This window comes from Promicromonospora sp. NPDC050262 (genome assembly GCF_040655935.1).
Taxonomy (GTDB): Bacteria; Actinomycetota; Actinomycetes; order Actinomycetales; family Cellulomonadaceae; genus Promicromonospora.
Genome location: NZ_JBFAKX010000006.1, coordinates 216775 through 232528, shown reverse-complemented (window position 1 = coordinate 232528; position 15754 = coordinate 216775). Strand labels below are relative to the sequence as shown.

The following is a 15754-nucleotide window of genomic DNA, read 5'->3' as shown; positions in this document are numbered from 1 at the left end:
GCGAGAATCATCCACACATAAGGAGCAGTACATTGCCGGGTAAAGACGGGTACGATCTGGTCGTCGTCGCGAACCGGCTCCCGGTCGACTTCTCGGTCGGCACCACCGGTGACCTCACCTGGCAGAGGTCACCAGGCGGCCTGGTCACGGCACTCGAGCCGGTCATGCAGGGCGCCGACGGCGCCTGGGTCGGCTGGTCCGGCGCCCCTGACCTCGCGCACGAGCCCTTCGAGGCCGACGGGATGCTGCTGGTCCCGGTCACGCTGAACGCCGTCGAGATCGAGCGGTACTACGAGGGCTTCTCCAACGGGACCCTCTGGCCGCTCTACCACGACGTCATCGAGCGCCCCGACTACCACCGGCAGTGGTGGGACGCCTACCGCCGGGTCAACCAGCGCTTCGCCGACGCCGCCGCGGAGCAGGCCGCGGAGGGCGCCGTCGTCTGGGTGCACGACTACCAGCTCCAGCTCGTCCCCCGCATGCTGCGCGACCTGCGACCGGACCTGCGGATCGGGTTCTTCGACCACATCCCGTTCCCGCCGGTCGAGCTGTTCGCGCAGCTCCCGTGGCGACGGCAGATCATCGACGGACTGCTCGGCGCGGACCTCGTGGGCTTCCAGCGCAACGGCGACGCCGCGAACTTCGTGCGCTCGGCGCGGCGGCTGACCGGGTTCACCACGCGCGGCCCCGTCATCACCATCCCGGACGCCGACGGGCGGCCCGGCCGGCACGTGCGCGCGTCGTCGTTCCCGATCTCGATCGACTCCCACCGGTTCGACACGCTCGCGCGCACCCCCGAGGTCCAGGCCCGCGCCAAGGAGATCAAGGCGGACCTGGGGAACCCGGACACGCTGATGCTGGGCGTGGACCGCCTCGACTACACCAAGGGCATCCGGCACCGCATCAAGGCCTACGGCGAGCTGCTCGACGACGGCCGCCTCGACGTCGAGCACGCCACGCTCGTGCAGGTCGCGAGCCCCAGCCGCGAGAACGTGGGCGCCTACCAGGATCTCCGCGAGCACGTCGAGATCCTCGTGGGCCGGATCAACGGCGAGTACGGCGAGCTGGGCCACTCGGCGATCCACTACCTGCACCACTCCTACCCGCCGGAGGAGATGGCGGCGCTCTACCTCGCGGCCGACGTGCTGCTGGTGACCTCGCTGCGCGACGGCATGAACCTCGTGGCCAAGGAGTACATCGCCGCCCGCTCCGACGAGCGCGGCGCCCTGGTGCTGAGCGAGTTCACGGGCGCGGCCGACGAGCTCTCCCCCGGCCCGCTGCTGGTCAACCCGCACGACATCGACGGCATGAAGGACATCATCGTGGCCGCCGCGACCATGGACCCCCGGGAGCAGCGCCGCCGCATGCGGCGCCTGCGCCGCAAGGTCCTGGCCGACGACGTGGCCAAGTGGTCGGAGACCTTCCTCGGGGTGCTCACGGCAGTCCCGCCGCGGCCGCTCAGCGTCGACCCGCGCTCCGCGGAGCCCCGGCACCACAACCTCCGGGACGCGCTCACGGCGTTCACCACCGTTCCCGACGGCATCCCCGCCAAGGGCCGGCTCGCGCGCATGGGCAACGGGAGCGGACGGCGCAGGAAGCCGACGACGGGCTGGCTGCTCGCCTCCGACTTCGACGGGACGCTGGCGCCGCTCGTGGACGACCCCAAGTCGTCGACCATGACGCGCGCGGCGCGGACCGCGGTCGAGCAGCTGCACGCGCTGGCGCAGGAGGCGCCCGTGCGCCTCGCGTTCGTCTCCGGCCGCGACCTGTCCGACCTCGCCGAGCGCACCGTCGCCCCCGACGGCACGTTCCTCGTGGGCAGCCACGGCGCGGAGGCCGGGCGGGCCACCGCCACCGGCGTCGACCAGGTGCCCTTCCAGCTGACCACCGTCCAGTCCGGCCAGCTCGACGCGCTCGTCGCGGGCTTCGAGTCCGCGGTGTCCGGCCGCGAGGGGGCATGGGTGCAGGTCAAGCCCGCCGCCGCCGTCGTGCACACGCGCCTGGCGAGCGTGGACGACGCCGCCGCCATCACCGTGGCCGCCGACGAGGTCGCGGCCAACCTGGGGCTGCCGGTGATGCACGGCAAGGACGTGGTCGAGGTGTCCGTGGTGACCACCAGCAAGGGCGAGGCGCTGCGCCGGCTGCGCGGTACCGTGGCGGCCGAGCTGGGCGTCGAGAAGGTGCGCGTCCTGTACGCGGGCGACGACACCACCGACGAGCAGGCCTTCGGCGCGCTCGAGGCCGGCGACCTGTCGATCAAGGTGGGCACGGGCGACACGCTCGCCTCCCACCGCGTGCCCGACCCGGACGCGCTCGCCGCAGTGCTGGCCGGCCTCGCCCGCACGCTGCGCGGGGAGGACTGACCCGTACGTGACCCGGTCGATACCGCGGCCTTGACCAACCGGGGTACGATCGCGCTGCAACAGTGTCACCGCCGACACGCGAGTGGAAGCAACGGCACCCGACCACAACGGATCGTCCGGCACGTACCTGCCGGTGGAGGGATGTTTTCTCATGGCTACGGTCACTTTCGACCACGCGACGCGCGTCTACCCGGGCACGGAGCGCCCGGCCGTCGACCAGCTGAACCTGGAGATCGAGGACGGCGAGTTCCTCGTCCTCGTCGGCCCGTCCGGCTGCGGCAAGTCCACCTCCCTGCGCATGCTCGCGGGTCTCGAGGACGTCAACGGTGGGCACATCTTCATCGGTGACCGCGACGTCACCGACGTGCAGCCCAAGGACCGCGACATCGCGATGGTCTTCCAGAACTACGCGCTCTACCCGCACATGTCGGTGGCGGACAACATGGGCTTCGCCCTGAAGATCGCCGGCACGCCCAAGGCGGAGATCCGCCAGCGTGTCGAGGAGGCCGCGAAGATCCTCGACCTCACCGAGTACCTCGACCGCAAGCCGAAGGCCCTCTCCGGTGGTCAGCGTCAGCGTGTCGCCATGGGCCGCGCCATCGTGCGTCAGCCGCAGGTGTTCCTCATGGACGAGCCGCTGTCGAACCTCGACGCCAAGCTCCGCGTCCAGACCCGCACGCAGATCGCGTCGCTGCAGCGCCGCCTGGGCGTCACCACGGTCTACGTGACCCACGACCAGACCGAGGCCCTGACGATGGGCGACCGCATCGCGGTCCTCAACGCCGGCATCCTGCAGCAGGTCGGCACCCCGCGTGAGATGTACGACCGCCCGAACAACGTGTTCGTCGCCGGCTTCATCGGCTCCCCCGCCATGAACATCGGCACGTTCGACGTCAAGGAGGGCCAGGTCAAGGTCGGTTCGGCCAGCGTCCCGCTCGACCGCTCCATCGCGAGCAACCTCGCCGAGGCCGACGGCGGCAAGGTCACCCTGGGCTTCCGCCCCGAGGCCCTCGACGTCGTCTCCTCCGGCACCGCCGGCTCGTTCGAGGTCGAGGTCAACCTGGTCGAGGAGCTCGGCTCCGACGCGTTCGTCTACGGCTCTCTCAAGGGCGACGCCGCCGACGTCGACCTCAGCGCCGGCGACACCAACCAGGTCATCGTGCGCATCGACCCGCGCGGCGTGCCGGACAAGGGCGACGTCATCTCCGTCGCCATCCAGGCCGGTCACTCGCACGTGTTCTCCGCGACCACGGGTGAGCGCCTCGGCTGAGCCGAAGCGTGACCACGGGCCCGGCCACCGGGCCCGACCCCTCGGCTCGCCGAGGGAACGGTGACATCCTCGGGGTGTGTTGCTCGGCGTAGACAATGTCTGCTCCGAGCAACACACCCCGCAGGCCTTTCATGACTCCGCCCCCGGCGGATTCCCCGCCCTGCCCGGCCCACCGGCCGGCTCAGCGCAGAATGGTGCCCATGCCCCAGCAGAACCTGCAGATCACGGCGGTCGCACCCGACCCGACTCTGCTGGACCTCCCGTGGGACGTCCCCCTGGCCGAGTGGCCGGACGAGGTCCTTGCCGCGCTGCCCCAGGGCATCTCGCGGCACGTGGTCCGCTTCGTCAACCACGGCGGCCGCGTCCTGGCGATCAAGGAGATCGGCGAGAGCGTCGCCTACCGCGAGTACGCGCTGCTGCGCCAGCTGCACCGCATCGAGGTGCCCTCCGTGGTCCCCGTGGGCGTCATCACGGGCCGCAGCGCGCCCGACGGCGACCGGCTCGAGGCCGTGCTGATCACCGAGCACCTGCCGTTCTCCCTGCCCTACCGCGCACTGTTCAGCCAGGACCTGCGCCCCGACACCGCGACGCGTCTCATCGACGCCCTCGCGGTGCTCCTGGTGCGCCTGCACCTCGTCGGCTTCTACTGGGGCGACGTGTCGCTCTCCAACACGCTGTTCCGGCGTGACGCCGAGACCTTCGCCGCCTACCTGGTCGACGCCGAGACCGGCGACATGCACCGCCAGCTCACGGACGGCCAGCGCAACTACGACGTCGACCTGGCGCGCACCAACATCATCGGCGAGCTGATGGACCTCGCCGCCGGCGAGCTGCTCGACGAGGACGTCGACGAGGTGTCCATCGGCGACGCCCTGGTGGAGCGCTACCAGGAGCTGTGGGCCGCGCTGACCATCTCCGAGGCGTTCGACTCCGAGGAGCGCTGGCGCGTCGCCGCCCGCATCGAGCGGCTCAACGACCTCGGCTTCGACGTGGGCGAGCTGGAGATCACCACGGACATCGACGGCACCAAGGTGCGCATCCAGCCCAAGGTGGTCGACGCCGGGCACCACTCCCGCCGCCTGCTGCGTCTCACGGGGCTGGACGTGCAGGAGAACCAGGCGCGCCGCATGCTCAACGACCTGGACAGCTTCCGGGCCGCGACCGACCGGCAGAACGACCAGGAGCAGATCGTGGCGCACGCCTGGGTGCGCCAGGTGTTCCGCCCGACGATCGACGCCGTGCCCCGCGAGATGCGGCGCAAGCTGGAGCCCGCGCAGCTCTTCCACGAGATCCTCGACCACCGCTGGTTCATCTCCCAGCAGGCGCAGCGGGACATCCCGCTGCCCGAGGCCGCGGCGTCCTACGTGGAGAACGTGCTGCGGCACCGCCCCGACGAGGACGCCCTGCTCGGCCTCGCACCGGGCGAGGCCGAGCAGCAGGCCTAGCAGCGGCCTAGCTGGCCTCGGCCCGCTGCCTGGCCACCTCGTAGAGCGTGATCCCCGCCGCCACGGCGGCGTTCAGCGACTCCGTCGTGGCCGCGATCGGGATCGAGACCACCGCGTCGCACGCGTCGCGCACGAGGCGGGACAGACCCTTGCCCTCCGACCCGACCACCAGCACCAGCGGGTCGTTCGCGTACGCGAGCTCGCCCACGGGCATGTCGCCGCCCGCGTCGAGCCCCACCACGAAGCAGCCGGTCTTCTTCAGCTCGGCGAGCTCGCGCGCCAGGTTGGTCGCACGGGCCACGGGCACGCGTGCGGCGGCGCCCGCGGACACCTTCCACGCCGACGCCGTCACGCCCGCCGCGCGCCGCTCCGGGACCAGCACGCCGTGCGCGCCGAACGCCCCGGCGGACCGCAGCACGGCCCCGAGGTTGCGGGGGTCCGTGACACCGTCCAGCGCCACGATCAGCGGCGGCTCCCCGGCCTCGGCCGCGGCGTCGAGCAGGTCGTCGGCGTCCCGGTAGTCGTAGGCCGGCACCTTCATCGCGACGCCCTGGTGCACGGCGCCGTCGGTGATCTTGTCCAGGTCGAGGCGCGACGCCTCGAACATCGGCAGGCTGCGCGCGTGCGCGATCTCCAGGATCTCCTGGGTGCGGTCGTCCGACTCCAGGCGCGAGGCCAGGTAGATGCCCTCGGTGGGCATCTCCGCGCGCAGCGCCTCCAGCACGGCGTTGCGGCCGGCAACGACCTCGGCCGCCCCGGCGCCCTTGCGGCCCGCGCCCCGCCCGCCCGGGCTCCCCGGACGGCGTCCGCCAGCGGTGGCCCGCTTCTCGGCCGCGACCTTGCGCTGGTGCGCGGGGTGGTACGTGCGGTCCTCCGCCTTGGGGGTCGGGCCCTTGCCGCGCAGCGCCTTGCGGCTGTGGCCGCCGGTGCCGACCTGCGCGCCCTTCTTGGAGCCGGCCTTGCGCACCGCACCGGCGCGCTTCGAGTTGCCTGCCATCGTGTATCTCGTCTCTCAGCCGGTGGTCGAGCTTGTCGTGACCACCGCGGGTCTCGGTCGAGGTGGTCCCGACAAGCTGGACCACCAGGGAAAGTTCAGGAGAGGGACCAGCGGGCCCCGTCGGCGTTGTCCTGGACCTCGATGCCCGCGGCCGCGAGGCGGTCCCGGATCGCGTCGGAGGTGGCCCAGTCCTTCGCGGCACGTGCCTCCGCGCGTGCCTTGAGCTCCGCGGCCACGAGCCCGTCCAGGGCCGTCGCGTACCGGTCGTCGCCCGACGTCGACCACTGCGGGTCGGCCGGGTCCAGGCCCAGCACGTCCAGCATCGCACGCAGCGTCACCAGCTCGTCACGGACGGCGTCGTCGCTCCCGGAGGCGAGAGCCGTGTTGCCGGCCCGCAGGTGCTCGTGCACGACGGCGAGTGCCTGCGGCACGTTCAGGTCGTCGTCCATCGCGGCGGCGAACGCCTCGGGGACCTCCGCCTTGGCGACCTCCTCGGCCGGGACGTCGCCCACCCGCTCCGAGGCGCGCGTGACGAAGCCGGACAGGCGCTCCCACGTGGTGCGCGCCTCGTCCAGCGTGTCGGGCGCCCACTCGAGCATGGACCGGTACTGCACGGCCGCGAGCGCGTAGCGCACCACGGGGGCGGGCGCCTGGGCCAGCAGCTCGCTGACCAGCAGCCCGTTGCCCAGGGACTTCGACATCTTGACGCCGGCCTGGGTGACCCACGCGACGTGCATCCAGCGCTGCGCGAACCCGTAGCCCGCGGCCCGCGACTGCGCCTGCTCGTTCTCGTGGTGCGGGAACCGCAGGTCGAGGCCGCCGCCGTGGATGTCGAACGTCTCGCCCAGGTAGCGGCGGGCCATGGCGGAGCACTCCAGGTGCCAGCCGGGGCGGCCGCGGCCGTACGGGGTGTCCCAGGACGCCGACTCCGGCTCACCCGGCTTGGGCGCCTTCCACAGCGCGAAGTCGTGCGGGTTCTTCTTGGCCGCGGCGGCGGACCCCGCCGTGGCCTCCGCGCCCTCCTCGGGGCTGAGGTCCTCGACCCGCTGCCGGGTCAGCTCGCCGTAGGCGGGCCAGGAGTGGACGTCGAACCAGACGTTGCCCTCACCGGTGGAGTAGGCGTGCCCCTTCTCGACCAGGCGCTCCATGAGCGCGACCATCTCGGGCACGCTGCCGGTGGCCCGCGGCTCGTAGGTGGGCGGGATGACGCCGAGCGCGTCGTACGCCTGGGTGAACACCCGCTCGTACAGCGCGGCGTGCGCCCACCACTCCCGGCCGGCGGCGGCCGACTTGGCCAGCACCTTGTCGTCGATGTCGGTGACGTTGCGGATCAGGGTGACCTTCAGGCCCCGCCGGGTGAGCCACCGGCGCAGCACGTCGAACGCGATGACCGGGCGCAGGTGGCCCACATGAGGAGGTGCCTGCACCGTGGCGCCACACAGGTAGATGCCGACCTCGCCCGGGGTGATGGGGGTGAAGTCGCGCACCTCGCGCGCAGCGGTGTCAAACAGGCGAATAGTCACCTGTCAAGGGTACCGGCGGTCAGGCACCCTTTTCCTGCTCGAGCGCCTGCCCGAGCAGCCGGGCCACGTGCCGGTGCCCGCGCGCCTCGTACCCGACGACCGAGATCGCCGGCGCGAGCATCACCAGGAGCAGGGCCCACGACATGGCGACGCCCGCCGCCGCCGCGGCGACGGCCACCGCGAGCATCGCGACCGTGCCGAGCACCAGGTACAGGTGCAGCGGGCTGACCGACCGGCTCAGTACCCAGAACTGGACGTAGTCGACCACGACGAAGACGAGCACCGGCACGGCGACCGCCAGCACCGTCCCGACCGCGCCGAGGTGCGATTCCCCGTCCAGGTAGTAGCCGGCGACGTGCAGCCCGGCTCCCACGCCGGCGAGCGCCGCGAAGACCACGATGTTGCCGTAGCCCCAGGCGAACGACCGCTCTCGGTGCCGGTGCAGCAGCTCGGCGTCGGGCGTGAGGTAGTACGTCCACCAGAGCCCGAAGGTGAGGCCGGTGCCCGCGAGCGCCACGAGGGCGGCGTCGAGCGTCCATCCCGAGCCACCCACGGTGGCGGACAGCGACGCGACGGTGCCGATCACGCCCTCGCCGAGCGTGATGATGGCGAGCAGCCCGTAGCGCTCGGCCATGTGGTGGGCGTGCCACGGCGTGCTCTGCCGGCCGGTGCCGGGCGTGCCGAACCGCTCCGCGAGCCACGGGCCTGCCATCTCCGCGGTCCCCAGCAGCGCGCCGCACACGAGGAAGACGGGGACGGTCACCGGCGCGACGGCCAGGATCACCCACCCGATCTGCGTGATGACCAGCGTGCGTGCGTATCCCAGGCAGATGGCCCGGTACTGGGGGGCCTGCCGGGCCGCGCGCAGCCACTGCACGAGCATGGCCAGCCGCATGACGATGTACCCGGCGACCATGACCTCGTTGTGCACGCGGTCGCCCTCGTCGAGGGAGCTGAACATGTCGGGCAGGCCGAGCGCCAGGATCACGACGCCGATCATCTGCACCATCGTGGTGACGCGGTAGAACCAGTCGTCGGTGTCGAACGCGGAGGCGAACCAGGTGAAGTTGATCCACGCCCAGCAGATGGCGAACATCGAGAACGCGAACCCGATGATGCCCGACGCGACGTGCCCCTCCGCGAGGAGGTGGGCGCCCTGCTCACCGGCCACCCCGAACGCGACGACGAACGTGAGGTCGAACAGCAGTTCCAGCGGGGTCGCCGTGCGCGCCGGCTCGTGCGGGTCGCGACCCGTCATCGGGCGGTTGCGGTGGTGCAGTGTGGGCATGGGTTTGTTCTACCCGATGGCCCGCCCGCGGGACTACCCGAAGTTCTTGTGCTCGCCCCGGTAGGTCGGCACCGTCTCGGTGATCTCGGCCCCTCGTACGAGGTGCACCCGGTCGAACCGCTCCATCATCTCGCCGGCCTTCGCATGCCGGAGCCAGACCCGGTCGCCGGTCCGGAGCACGCTGCCGTCCGCCCGCGTGGCCCGCAGCGGCGTCTGGACCTCGCCCGCGCCCTCGGTCCCGCTCAGCGTGTAGCCGGGCGTGAACAGGCGCGGCAGCCGCGCCTTGCCCGCCTGGCCCGACGCCGCGTAACCGCCCGCGAAGGCCGTGACCCAGCCGGGGGCGGGCTCGCGCACCACGTCGAGCCCGAAGAACGCCGCCGGGCGGGCCTCGAAGGAGCGGTAGCCGTCGAACAGGCCGGGCGTGAACAGCCCGGAGCCGGACGTCACCTCGGTGACGCCGGGGGCGCTGCCGCTCACCTCGATCGAACCGGTCCCGCCCGCGTTGACGAGCTCCACCTCCTGCCCCACCGCGTCCCGAACCGCCGCGAGGATCCGCACCCGGCGGTCGTTGACCTCGCGCATCGTGAGGCGCTTGACGAGCCGGACGGCGGGGCTGGTGTCCGGCAGGCCGGCCACCTGGGCCTCGTAGAACATCAGGCCGCGCACGGCCAGCCCCTTGGCCTGGGCCACGGTGGCGAGGGCGGCGACGTCGCCGGGCTCGCGCAGGGGCGAGCGGCGGACGCCGAGGTGCGCCGTCAGCGGCCCCACGCCGACCCGCAGCGAGCAGTCGACGTCCAGGCAGACCTGGATCGGCCGCCCGGCCGCCGGGCCCGCCGTGGCGGCGGCCGAGCCGCCCGCGCCCATGAGCTCCTCGGCCTCGGCGATCAGGCCGAGGTGCGCCACGTCGTCGACCATCAGGGTGATCTCGGCGCGCGCGGCGGGATCCGCCGCCAGCGTGGCGAGGGCCTCGCGGTCCACCGTCGGATAGCCGACCAGGACGTCGCGCGTGCCCTCGCCGACCAGCCACAGCGCCTCCCGCAGCGAGTAGGCCATGACGCCGGCGAACCCGTGCCCGAGCGCTCGCTCGACCAGCGAGCGCACGCGCACGGACTTCGACGCGACGCGGACGGGCACGCCGTCGGCCCGCTTGAGGATGTCGAGCGCGTTGGTGTCGAACACGTCCAGGTCGACCACGGCGACGGGGGCCGGCAGGCCGGACGTGGCGGCGGAAAGCCGCGCGGCGGTGTCTGCTGCGGAGCTCATGCCCGAACGCTACTCCGGTTCTGTCCAGCAGCGCGGGCCCGTGGGATAGTGCTCCGGTGATCTGGACGAACTGGGCACGCAACGTGACCGCCACGCCCGCACGACTCGAGCAGCCGGCCTCCGAGGACGAGCTGTCCGACGCCGTGCGCCGCGCCGTGAAGGACGGGCACACCGTGCGCGCCGTCGGCGCCGGGCACTCGTTCATGCCGGCGGCGGCCACCGACGGCGTGCTGCTCAACCTCGACCACCTCGACGCCCTGCACCGCGTCGAGCGCGACCCCGACACCGGGCACGCCCTGGTCACGGTGGACGCGGGCATGCGGCTGCACCAGCTCAACCGGGTCCTGGCCGAGCGCGGCCTCGCCATGCAGAACCTCGGCGACATCGACCGGCAGTCGGTCGCCGGCGCCATCTCGACCGGCACGCACGGCACGGGCGCCCGGTTCGGCGGCCTGGCCACCCGGGTGCGGGCACTGACGGTCGTGGGGCCGGACGGCGACGTCGTCCGCGCCGCGCCCACCGAGCGCCACGACCTGTTCGAGGCCTCCCGCCTCGGCCTCGGCGCCACCGGCGTGCTGAGCACCGTGACCATCGAGGCGGTCCCGGCGTTCGACCTGCACGCCGTCGAGGAGCCCTGGCCCCTGGACCGTGTCTTCGAGGAGCTCGACGACCTCGTGGCGGGCAGCGACCACTTCGAGTTCTACTGGTTCCCCACCACGCGCCGCGCCCTGACGCTGCGCAACACCCGGGTCGACGCCGGGGTGAACACGGGCTCGGGCCTGGCGCACGGCCTGCGGAAGGCAGCCGGGGCGGCCCGCTCCTTCCTCGACGAGGAGGTGCTGTCGAACGCGCTCTTCGGGACCGTCAACCGGATCGCCGCCCTCGTCCCGGCCGCGACCCCCACGCTGAACGCGATCTCGGCCCGCGCCCTGAGCGCCCGCCGGTACACGGCGCCGTCGCACCAGGTGTTCTGCACCCACCGCCGGGTGCGGTTCCGCGAGATGGAGTACGCGGTGCCGCGGGCCGCCGTGGTCGACGTGCTGAACCAGCTCGACGCCTGGCAGCGGTCCACGGGCGAGAACGTCCCGTTCCCGGTCGAGGTGCGCTTCGCCCCTGCCGACGACGTGTGGCTCTCGACCGCGTACGGCCGCGACACCGCGTACGTCGCCGTGCACCAGTACTGGCGCCTGCCCTACGCGCGGTACTTCGACGCCGCCGAGCAGATCTTCACCGCCGCGGGCGGGCGCCCGCACTGGGGCAAGATGCACACGCGCGACGCCGACTACCTGGCGGGTCAGTACCGCCGCTTCGGCGACTTCCGGCGGGCACGCGAGGCGGCCGACCCCGAGGGCGTGTTCGCCAACCCGTACACCCAGCGGGTCTTCGCCATCTAGGCCCGGCTCAGGGCTCCATGTCGTCGAACACGTCGTGGGTCAGGTCGGCGAAGGCGGACCGCGCCGCGGCGTCGTCCTGGTCGACCATCCACGCGAGCTCGATGCCGTCGATCCGGATCGCCACCGTGCGCGCCAGCGCGTCGATGTCGGTCCGGTACTTGGCCTCGGCGACCTCGGCCAGCCGCAGCAGGTACTCCCGCGTCATCACGATGCTCTGCTTGAGGCGCGCCTGCGCCACCTCGCGCAGCACCGGCGTGCGCGCGCCCGAGACGGCGAACTCGAAGGTGAGCAGCCGCATGTGCTGGTGCTGCTTGAGGCCCGTCAGGAGGGCGTCCACGGCCGTGTCGGCCAGGGTCGTGCGGTCCGGCCCGACCTCCAGCGCAGAGATCATGGGCTCCGACGCCCGCATCGCGATGGCCCGGCCCATGGCCCGCAGCATCGCGTCCTTGTCGTCGAAGCAGTAGTGCACGGTGCCCAGCGAGATCCCGGCCTCCTGCGCCACGCGGCGCACGGTCACCGACTCGACGCCCTCGCGCATCGCCACGCTCAGCCCGGCCTCGACGATCTCGGCGCGCCGCTCGTCGAGCGGCTTGCGCTTGTTGTTCATGCCGCGGCCCTGCCGTCGGGCACCACGAGCGCCGTCGCGATCGCCGCGACGCCCTCGCCGCGCCCGGTCAGCCCGAGCGCATCCGTAGTGGTCGCGGTCAGGGAGACGGGCGCGCCCGCGGCGGCGGACAGCGCCGCCTGAGCCTCGTCACGCCGCGTGCCCACCCGCGGATGGTTTCCGATCACCTGTACAGCCACATTGCCGATCATGTACCCCGCAGCCCGAACGCGCCTCGCGGCCTCGGCCAGGAGCGTGGTCCCGGAGGCTCCCGCCCACTCGGGACGGCCGGTCCCGAAGTGCGACCCGAGGTCGCCCAGGCCCGCCGCGGAGAACAGCGCGTCGGCCGCCGCGTGCGCGGCCACGTCGGCGTCGGAGTGCCCCGCCAGGCCGCGTTCGCCCGGCCAGTGCAGGCCCCCGAGCCACATCTCGCGGTCCGACCCGTCCGGCGCGAAGGCGTGCACGTCGACGCCGATGCCCGTGCGCGGCAAGGGGTACGCGGCGGCCGGGACGGCGGGGTCCGGCGTGCTCGACGGGTCGATCATGCGTTGCTCTCCTGCAGCACGAGGGACGCGAGCCACAGGTCGCGTTCGGTGGTGATCTTGAAGGCGGCGGCGTCCCCCGGCACGATGTGCACCGGCTCGCCGAGCACCTCGACCAGACCGGCGTCGTCCGTCGCCGCGAGGTGCTCCGCCCGGGCTCGGGCGGCGCCCGTCCGGTGCGCACGCACCAGCAGGTCGCGCGCGAACCCCTGGGGCGTCTGCACGGCCCGCAGCATCGAGCGGTCCGGGGTACCGGTGACGAGCTCGGCGTCGCCGTCCGGCCGCACCTGCTTCACCGTGTCCGTGACCGGCAGACCGGGCACCACGGCCCCGTGGCCGCTGCGGACGGCGGCCACGACGCGCCGGACGAGGTCCGGGGGCACGAGCGGACGAGCGGCGTCGTGCACCAGCACCACGTCGTCACCCGGCCGGGCGAGCGCGAGGCCCGCATGTACGGAGGCCTGCCGGGTGGGACCGCCGTCCGTCACCTCGACGGGAACGTGGACGTGCGGGTCGTCGGCCATGAGGTCGGCCATCACGGCCACGAGCCCGTCGGGCGCGGTCACCACGAGCGAGTCCACGACTCCCGACGCCGCCAGGCGCCGCGCCGCGTGCAGCACGAGCGGGAAGCCGTCGAGCTCCACCAGTGCCTTGGGCAGGTCTCTGCCTAGTCGAGAGCCCGAGCCGGCGGCCGTCAGGATTGCAAGGGTCGTCATCTCGTCGGGGTCCCCACAGGATCATGATTGAAGCGAAGGATCCCGTGGGGCACGATGCACCGGTCGCCAGACCGGTGCATCAGTGGAGCTGGGGATCCTGTGGGTGGGTCAGGAAGCGAGGACCTCGTCGAGGATGGCTTCCGCCTTCTCCTCCTCGGTGTGCTCGGCCAGCGCGAGCTCGGACACGAGGATCTGCCGTGCCTTCGCGAGCATTCGCTTCTCACCTGCGGAAAGACCGCGGTCGGCGTCACGGCGGGACAGGTCGCGAACGACCTCGGCCACCTTGATGACGTCGCCCGACGCGAGCTTCTCGAGGTTCGCCTTGTACCGGCGCGACCAGTTGGTGGGCTCTTCCGTGTACGGCGCGCGAAGCACCTCGAACACGCGGTCGAGACCCTCCTGGCCGACGACGTCGCGCACCCCCACCAGGTCGACGTTCTCCGCCGGGACCTCGATGGTCAGGTCGCCCTGGGCAACCTTGAGCTTGAGGTACATCTTTTCTTCGCCGCGAATCTTGCGGGTCTTGATCTCTTCGATCAGCGCCGCGCCATGGTGCGGGTAGACAACCGTCTCGCCTACTGTGAACGTCATCTGCAGATGTCCCCTTTCCCTGAAACCAGGTTACCACGGCGTGATCTGGAGAACTTGCACCCTTGGCGTTTGTCCGACCCCCTTGCGAACAGCGTTTCCGCAGGTCAGAGCGTTATCCACCCGGGTGGTTGGGGTGATCCTCACCCTCTCGGCCCCGGTCGGATCGTTCCGCAGCCGTGACCGTTGCCACTCCCTGACCGGGTGGTTCGTCACCTTCGGCGATGCGCGGGCACACCCCCGGGCCCACTAGGATATTGCGGGGATCCGACCCCGCCCGAACCAGACGAACATCAGGGAGTTCACCGTGTCCCGTCGCGCCACCGCCGCCCGAGGCGCCCGCACCATCGCCGTCGCGGCGGTCTCCGCTGCGGGAGCCCTCCTGCTGGCGGCCTGCGCCCCGACCACCACGACGAAGCCCTACGACCCGTCCGACGGTGTCGGCGTCTCCGTGCTGGGCGAGCAGGACACGGACCTGCGCGGCATCAACCTCATGGTCGTGTCCGCCGCCGAGGGCGAGGCCGGCAACGTGCTGGGCGCCCTGGCCAACGAGACCGCCGACGACGCGTCGTTCACGCTCCAGGCGCCCGGCGCCGCCCCCGTGATCGTCGAGGTCCCGGCAGGTGGCACCGTCTACCTGGGCACCGAGACGGGCGAGGCCGCCCTGCTCGACACCGTGGGCGCCGCACCCGGCAACTACCTCGACGCGACCCTGACCGTCGGCACCGACACCAAGGAGTTCCTGCTCCCGGTCCTCGACGGCACCCTGTCGGAGTACGCCGACTACGTCCCGGTCGAGGTCGTCGAGCCGGCCGCGTCGGCATCGCCCTCCCCGTCGGAGTGACCCGCCGGGGTCCAAGCTCCGGCACACAGGCAGCAGAGACACCTCTGGCGAGGTAGGACCGCCGTCCTACCTCGCCAGAGGTGTCTTCCGGCCAGAGCCGTCCGTCACCCGAAGCGGCCCGAGACGTAGTCCTCGGTGGCCTTCTCGGCGGGCGACGAGAAGATCGTCGCGGTGTCGTTCATCTCGATGAGCTTGCCCGGCTTGCCGGTGCCCGCGATGTTGAAGAACGCCGTCCGGTCGCTCACGCGCGCCGCCTGCTGCATGTTGTGCGTGACGATGACGATCGTGTAGTCCTTCTTGAGCTCCTGGATGAGGTCCTCGATCGCCAGCGTGGAGATCGGGTCCAGGGCCGAGCACGGCTCGTCCATGAGGACGACCTGCGGCTTCACCGCGATGGCGCGGGCGATGCAGAGGCGCTGCTGCTGGCCGCCGGACAGGCCGGAACCGGGCTTCTCCAGGCGGTCCTTGACCTCGTTCCAGAGGTTGGCGCCGCGCAGGGACGACTCGACCAGGTTGTCCGCGTCGGACTTCGAGATCCGCTTGTTGTTCAGCTTCACGCCCGCCAGCACGTTGTCCCGGATGGACATCGTGGGGAACGGGTTGGGGCGCTGGAACACCATGCCGACGGTGCGGCGCACGGCCACGGGGTCGACGTCGTCGCCGTACAGGTCGACGCCCTCCAGCTCCACGGAGCCGTCGACGCGGGCCCCGGGGATCACCTCGTGCATGCGGTTCAGGGTGCGCAGGAACGTCGACTTGCCGCAGCCCGACGGGCCGATGAAGGCCGTCACGGACTTGGGGTCGATCGTCATGGACACACCCTCCACGGCGAGGAAGTCGCCGTAGTAGATGTTCAGGTCTTTCACGTCGATGCGCTGTGCCATCGGATCATTCCTTCGTGTGAGCTGCGGCTGAGG

14 protein-coding genes are annotated in these 15754 nt (G+C 72.1%); 5 read left to right on the top strand and 9 right to left on the bottom strand.

Annotated features, from left to right (window positions below; translation table 11 throughout):
• Positions 1-32: 32 nt before the first annotated feature.
• The 3 genes from otsB (at position 33) to AB0I29_RS12125 (ending at position 5078) form a co-directional block, all read left to right on the top strand.
• Positions 33-2363, top strand: coding sequence for a trehalose-phosphatase (gene otsB, locus AB0I29_RS12135; protein ID WP_285105406.1), 2331 nt, complete (start codon positions 33-35; stop codon positions 2361-2363).
• 151 nt (positions 2364-2514) lie between these two features.
• Positions 2515-3633, top strand: coding sequence for a sn-glycerol-3-phosphate ABC transporter ATP-binding protein UgpC (ugpC, locus tag AB0I29_RS12130; RefSeq protein ID WP_285105404.1), 1119 nt, complete (start codon positions 2515-2517; stop codon positions 3631-3633).
• A 191-nt stretch (positions 3634-3824) separates the two neighbouring features.
• The gene (locus tag AB0I29_RS12125) at positions 3825-5078 is read left to right on the top strand and encodes a DUF4032 domain-containing protein (protein ID WP_285105402.1); all 1254 of its coding nucleotides are present in this window, start codon (positions 3825-3827) and stop codon (positions 5076-5078) included.
• Between the two features lie 7 nt (positions 5079-5085).
• Here the strand turns inward: AB0I29_RS12125 and rlmB are convergent, their stop codons facing one another.
• From rlmB to AB0I29_RS12105, 4 genes are all read right to left on the bottom strand, one after another.
• Positions 5086-6075: a 23S rRNA (guanosine(2251)-2'-O)-methyltransferase RlmB gene (rlmB, locus tag AB0I29_RS12120; RefSeq protein WP_285105400.1), complete on the bottom strand. Its 990-nt coding sequence runs from the start codon at positions 6073-6075 to the stop codon at positions 5086-5088.
• Positions 6076-6170: 95 nt separating this feature from the next.
• On the bottom strand, positions 6171-7598 hold the full coding sequence (gene cysS / locus AB0I29_RS12115) for a cysteine--tRNA ligase (RefSeq protein ID WP_357481774.1): 1428 nt from the start codon (positions 7596-7598) through the stop codon (positions 6171-6173).
• Between the two features lie 19 nt (positions 7599-7617).
• Positions 7618-8886, bottom strand: a complete 1269-nt coding sequence (locus AB0I29_RS12110; protein ID WP_357481772.1) for a low temperature requirement protein A — start codon at positions 8884-8886, stop codon at positions 7618-7620.
• 33 nt (positions 8887-8919) lie between these two features.
• Positions 8920-10149, bottom strand: coding sequence for an amino acid deaminase/aldolase (locus AB0I29_RS12105; RefSeq protein ID WP_357481770.1), 1230 nt, complete (start codon positions 10147-10149; stop codon positions 8920-8922).
• Between the two features lie 56 nt (positions 10150-10205).
• On the opposite strand from AB0I29_RS12105, the gene AB0I29_RS12100 reads away from it, so the two are divergent.
• Positions 10206-11543, top strand: coding sequence for a D-arabinono-1,4-lactone oxidase (locus tag AB0I29_RS12100; RefSeq protein WP_357481768.1), 1338 nt, complete (start codon positions 10206-10208; stop codon positions 11541-11543).
• A gap of 7 nt (positions 11544-11550) precedes the next feature.
• Here the strand turns inward: AB0I29_RS12100 and AB0I29_RS12095 are convergent, their stop codons facing one another.
• The 4 genes from AB0I29_RS12095 to AB0I29_RS12080 all read right to left on the bottom strand — a co-directional run bounded on the left by AB0I29_RS12095 (position 11551) and on the right by AB0I29_RS12080 (position 13996).
• The gene (locus tag AB0I29_RS12095) at positions 11551-12150 is read right to left on the bottom strand and encodes a TetR family transcriptional regulator (protein ID WP_357481766.1); all 600 of its coding nucleotides are present in this window, start codon (positions 12148-12150) and stop codon (positions 11551-11553) included.
• Positions 12147-12692 (bottom strand): 2-C-methyl-D-erythritol 2,4-cyclodiphosphate synthase, encoded by a 546-nt coding sequence (ispF, locus tag AB0I29_RS12090; protein WP_357481764.1) that lies wholly within the window; start codon positions 12690-12692, stop codon positions 12147-12149. Before ispF ends, AB0I29_RS12095 begins: the two co-directional genes overlap by 4 nt.
• Entirely contained in the window at positions 12689-13405 is a 717-nt protein-coding gene (ispD, locus tag AB0I29_RS12085) for a 2-C-methyl-D-erythritol 4-phosphate cytidylyltransferase (protein WP_285105387.1), read from the bottom strand. The genes ispF and ispD overlap by 4 nt, the downstream gene beginning before the upstream one ends.
• Positions 13406-13513: 108 nt before the next feature.
• Positions 13514-13996 (bottom strand): CarD family transcriptional regulator, encoded by a 483-nt coding sequence (locus AB0I29_RS12080; protein ID WP_020017968.1) that lies wholly within the window; start codon positions 13994-13996, stop codon positions 13514-13516.
• A gap of 304 nt (positions 13997-14300) precedes the next feature.
• Here AB0I29_RS12080 and AB0I29_RS12075 point away from each other — a divergent pair, with 304 nt between their 5' ends.
• Positions 14301-14837, top strand: a complete 537-nt coding sequence (locus AB0I29_RS12075; protein ID WP_357481762.1) for a hypothetical protein — start codon at positions 14301-14303, stop codon at positions 14835-14837.
• A gap of 104 nt (positions 14838-14941) precedes the next feature.
• Here AB0I29_RS12075 and pstB read toward each other — a convergent pair whose 3' ends face one another.
• Positions 14942-15721, bottom strand: coding sequence for a phosphate ABC transporter ATP-binding protein PstB (pstB, locus tag AB0I29_RS12070; protein ID WP_357481760.1), 780 nt, complete (start codon positions 15719-15721; stop codon positions 14942-14944).
• Positions 15722-15754 lie beyond the last annotated feature (33 nt).

Bases quoted from the DNA above. Each gene is read 5' to 3' on its own strand.
- ugpC (WP_285105404.1), top strand. From the start codon at position 2,515: ATGGCTACGGTCACTTTCGACCACGCGACGCGCGTCTACCCGGGCACG.
- AB0I29_RS12125 (WP_285105402.1), top strand. From the start codon at position 3,825: ATGGTGCCCATGCCCCAGCAGAACCTGCAGATCACGGCGGTCGCACCC.
- rlmB (WP_285105400.1), bottom strand. From the start codon at position 6,075: ATGGCAGGCAACTCGAAGCGCGCCGGTGCGGTGCGCAAGGCCGGCTCC.
- AB0I29_RS12110 (WP_357481772.1), bottom strand. From the start codon at position 8,886: ATGCCCACACTGCACCACCGCAACCGCCCGATGACGGGTCGCGACCCG.
- AB0I29_RS12105 (WP_357481770.1), bottom strand. From the start codon at position 10,149: ATGAGCTCCGCAGCAGACACCGCCGCGCGGCTTTCCGCCGCCACGTCC.
- AB0I29_RS12095 (WP_357481766.1), bottom strand. From the start codon at position 12,150: ATGAACAACAAGCGCAAGCCGCTCGACGAGCGGCGCGCCGAGATCGTC.
- ispF (WP_357481764.1), bottom strand. From the start codon at position 12,692: ATGATCGACCCGTCGAGCACGCCGGACCCCGCCGTCCCGGCCGCCGCG.
- ispD (WP_285105387.1), bottom strand. From the start codon at position 13,405: ATGACGACCCTTGCAATCCTGACGGCCGCCGGCTCGGGCTCTCGACTA.
- AB0I29_RS12080 (WP_020017968.1), bottom strand. From the start codon at position 13,996: ATGACGTTCACAGTAGGCGAGACGGTTGTCTACCCGCACCATGGCGCG.
- pstB (WP_357481760.1), bottom strand. From the start codon at position 15,721: ATGGCACAGCGCATCGACGTGAAAGACCTGAACATCTACTACGGCGAC.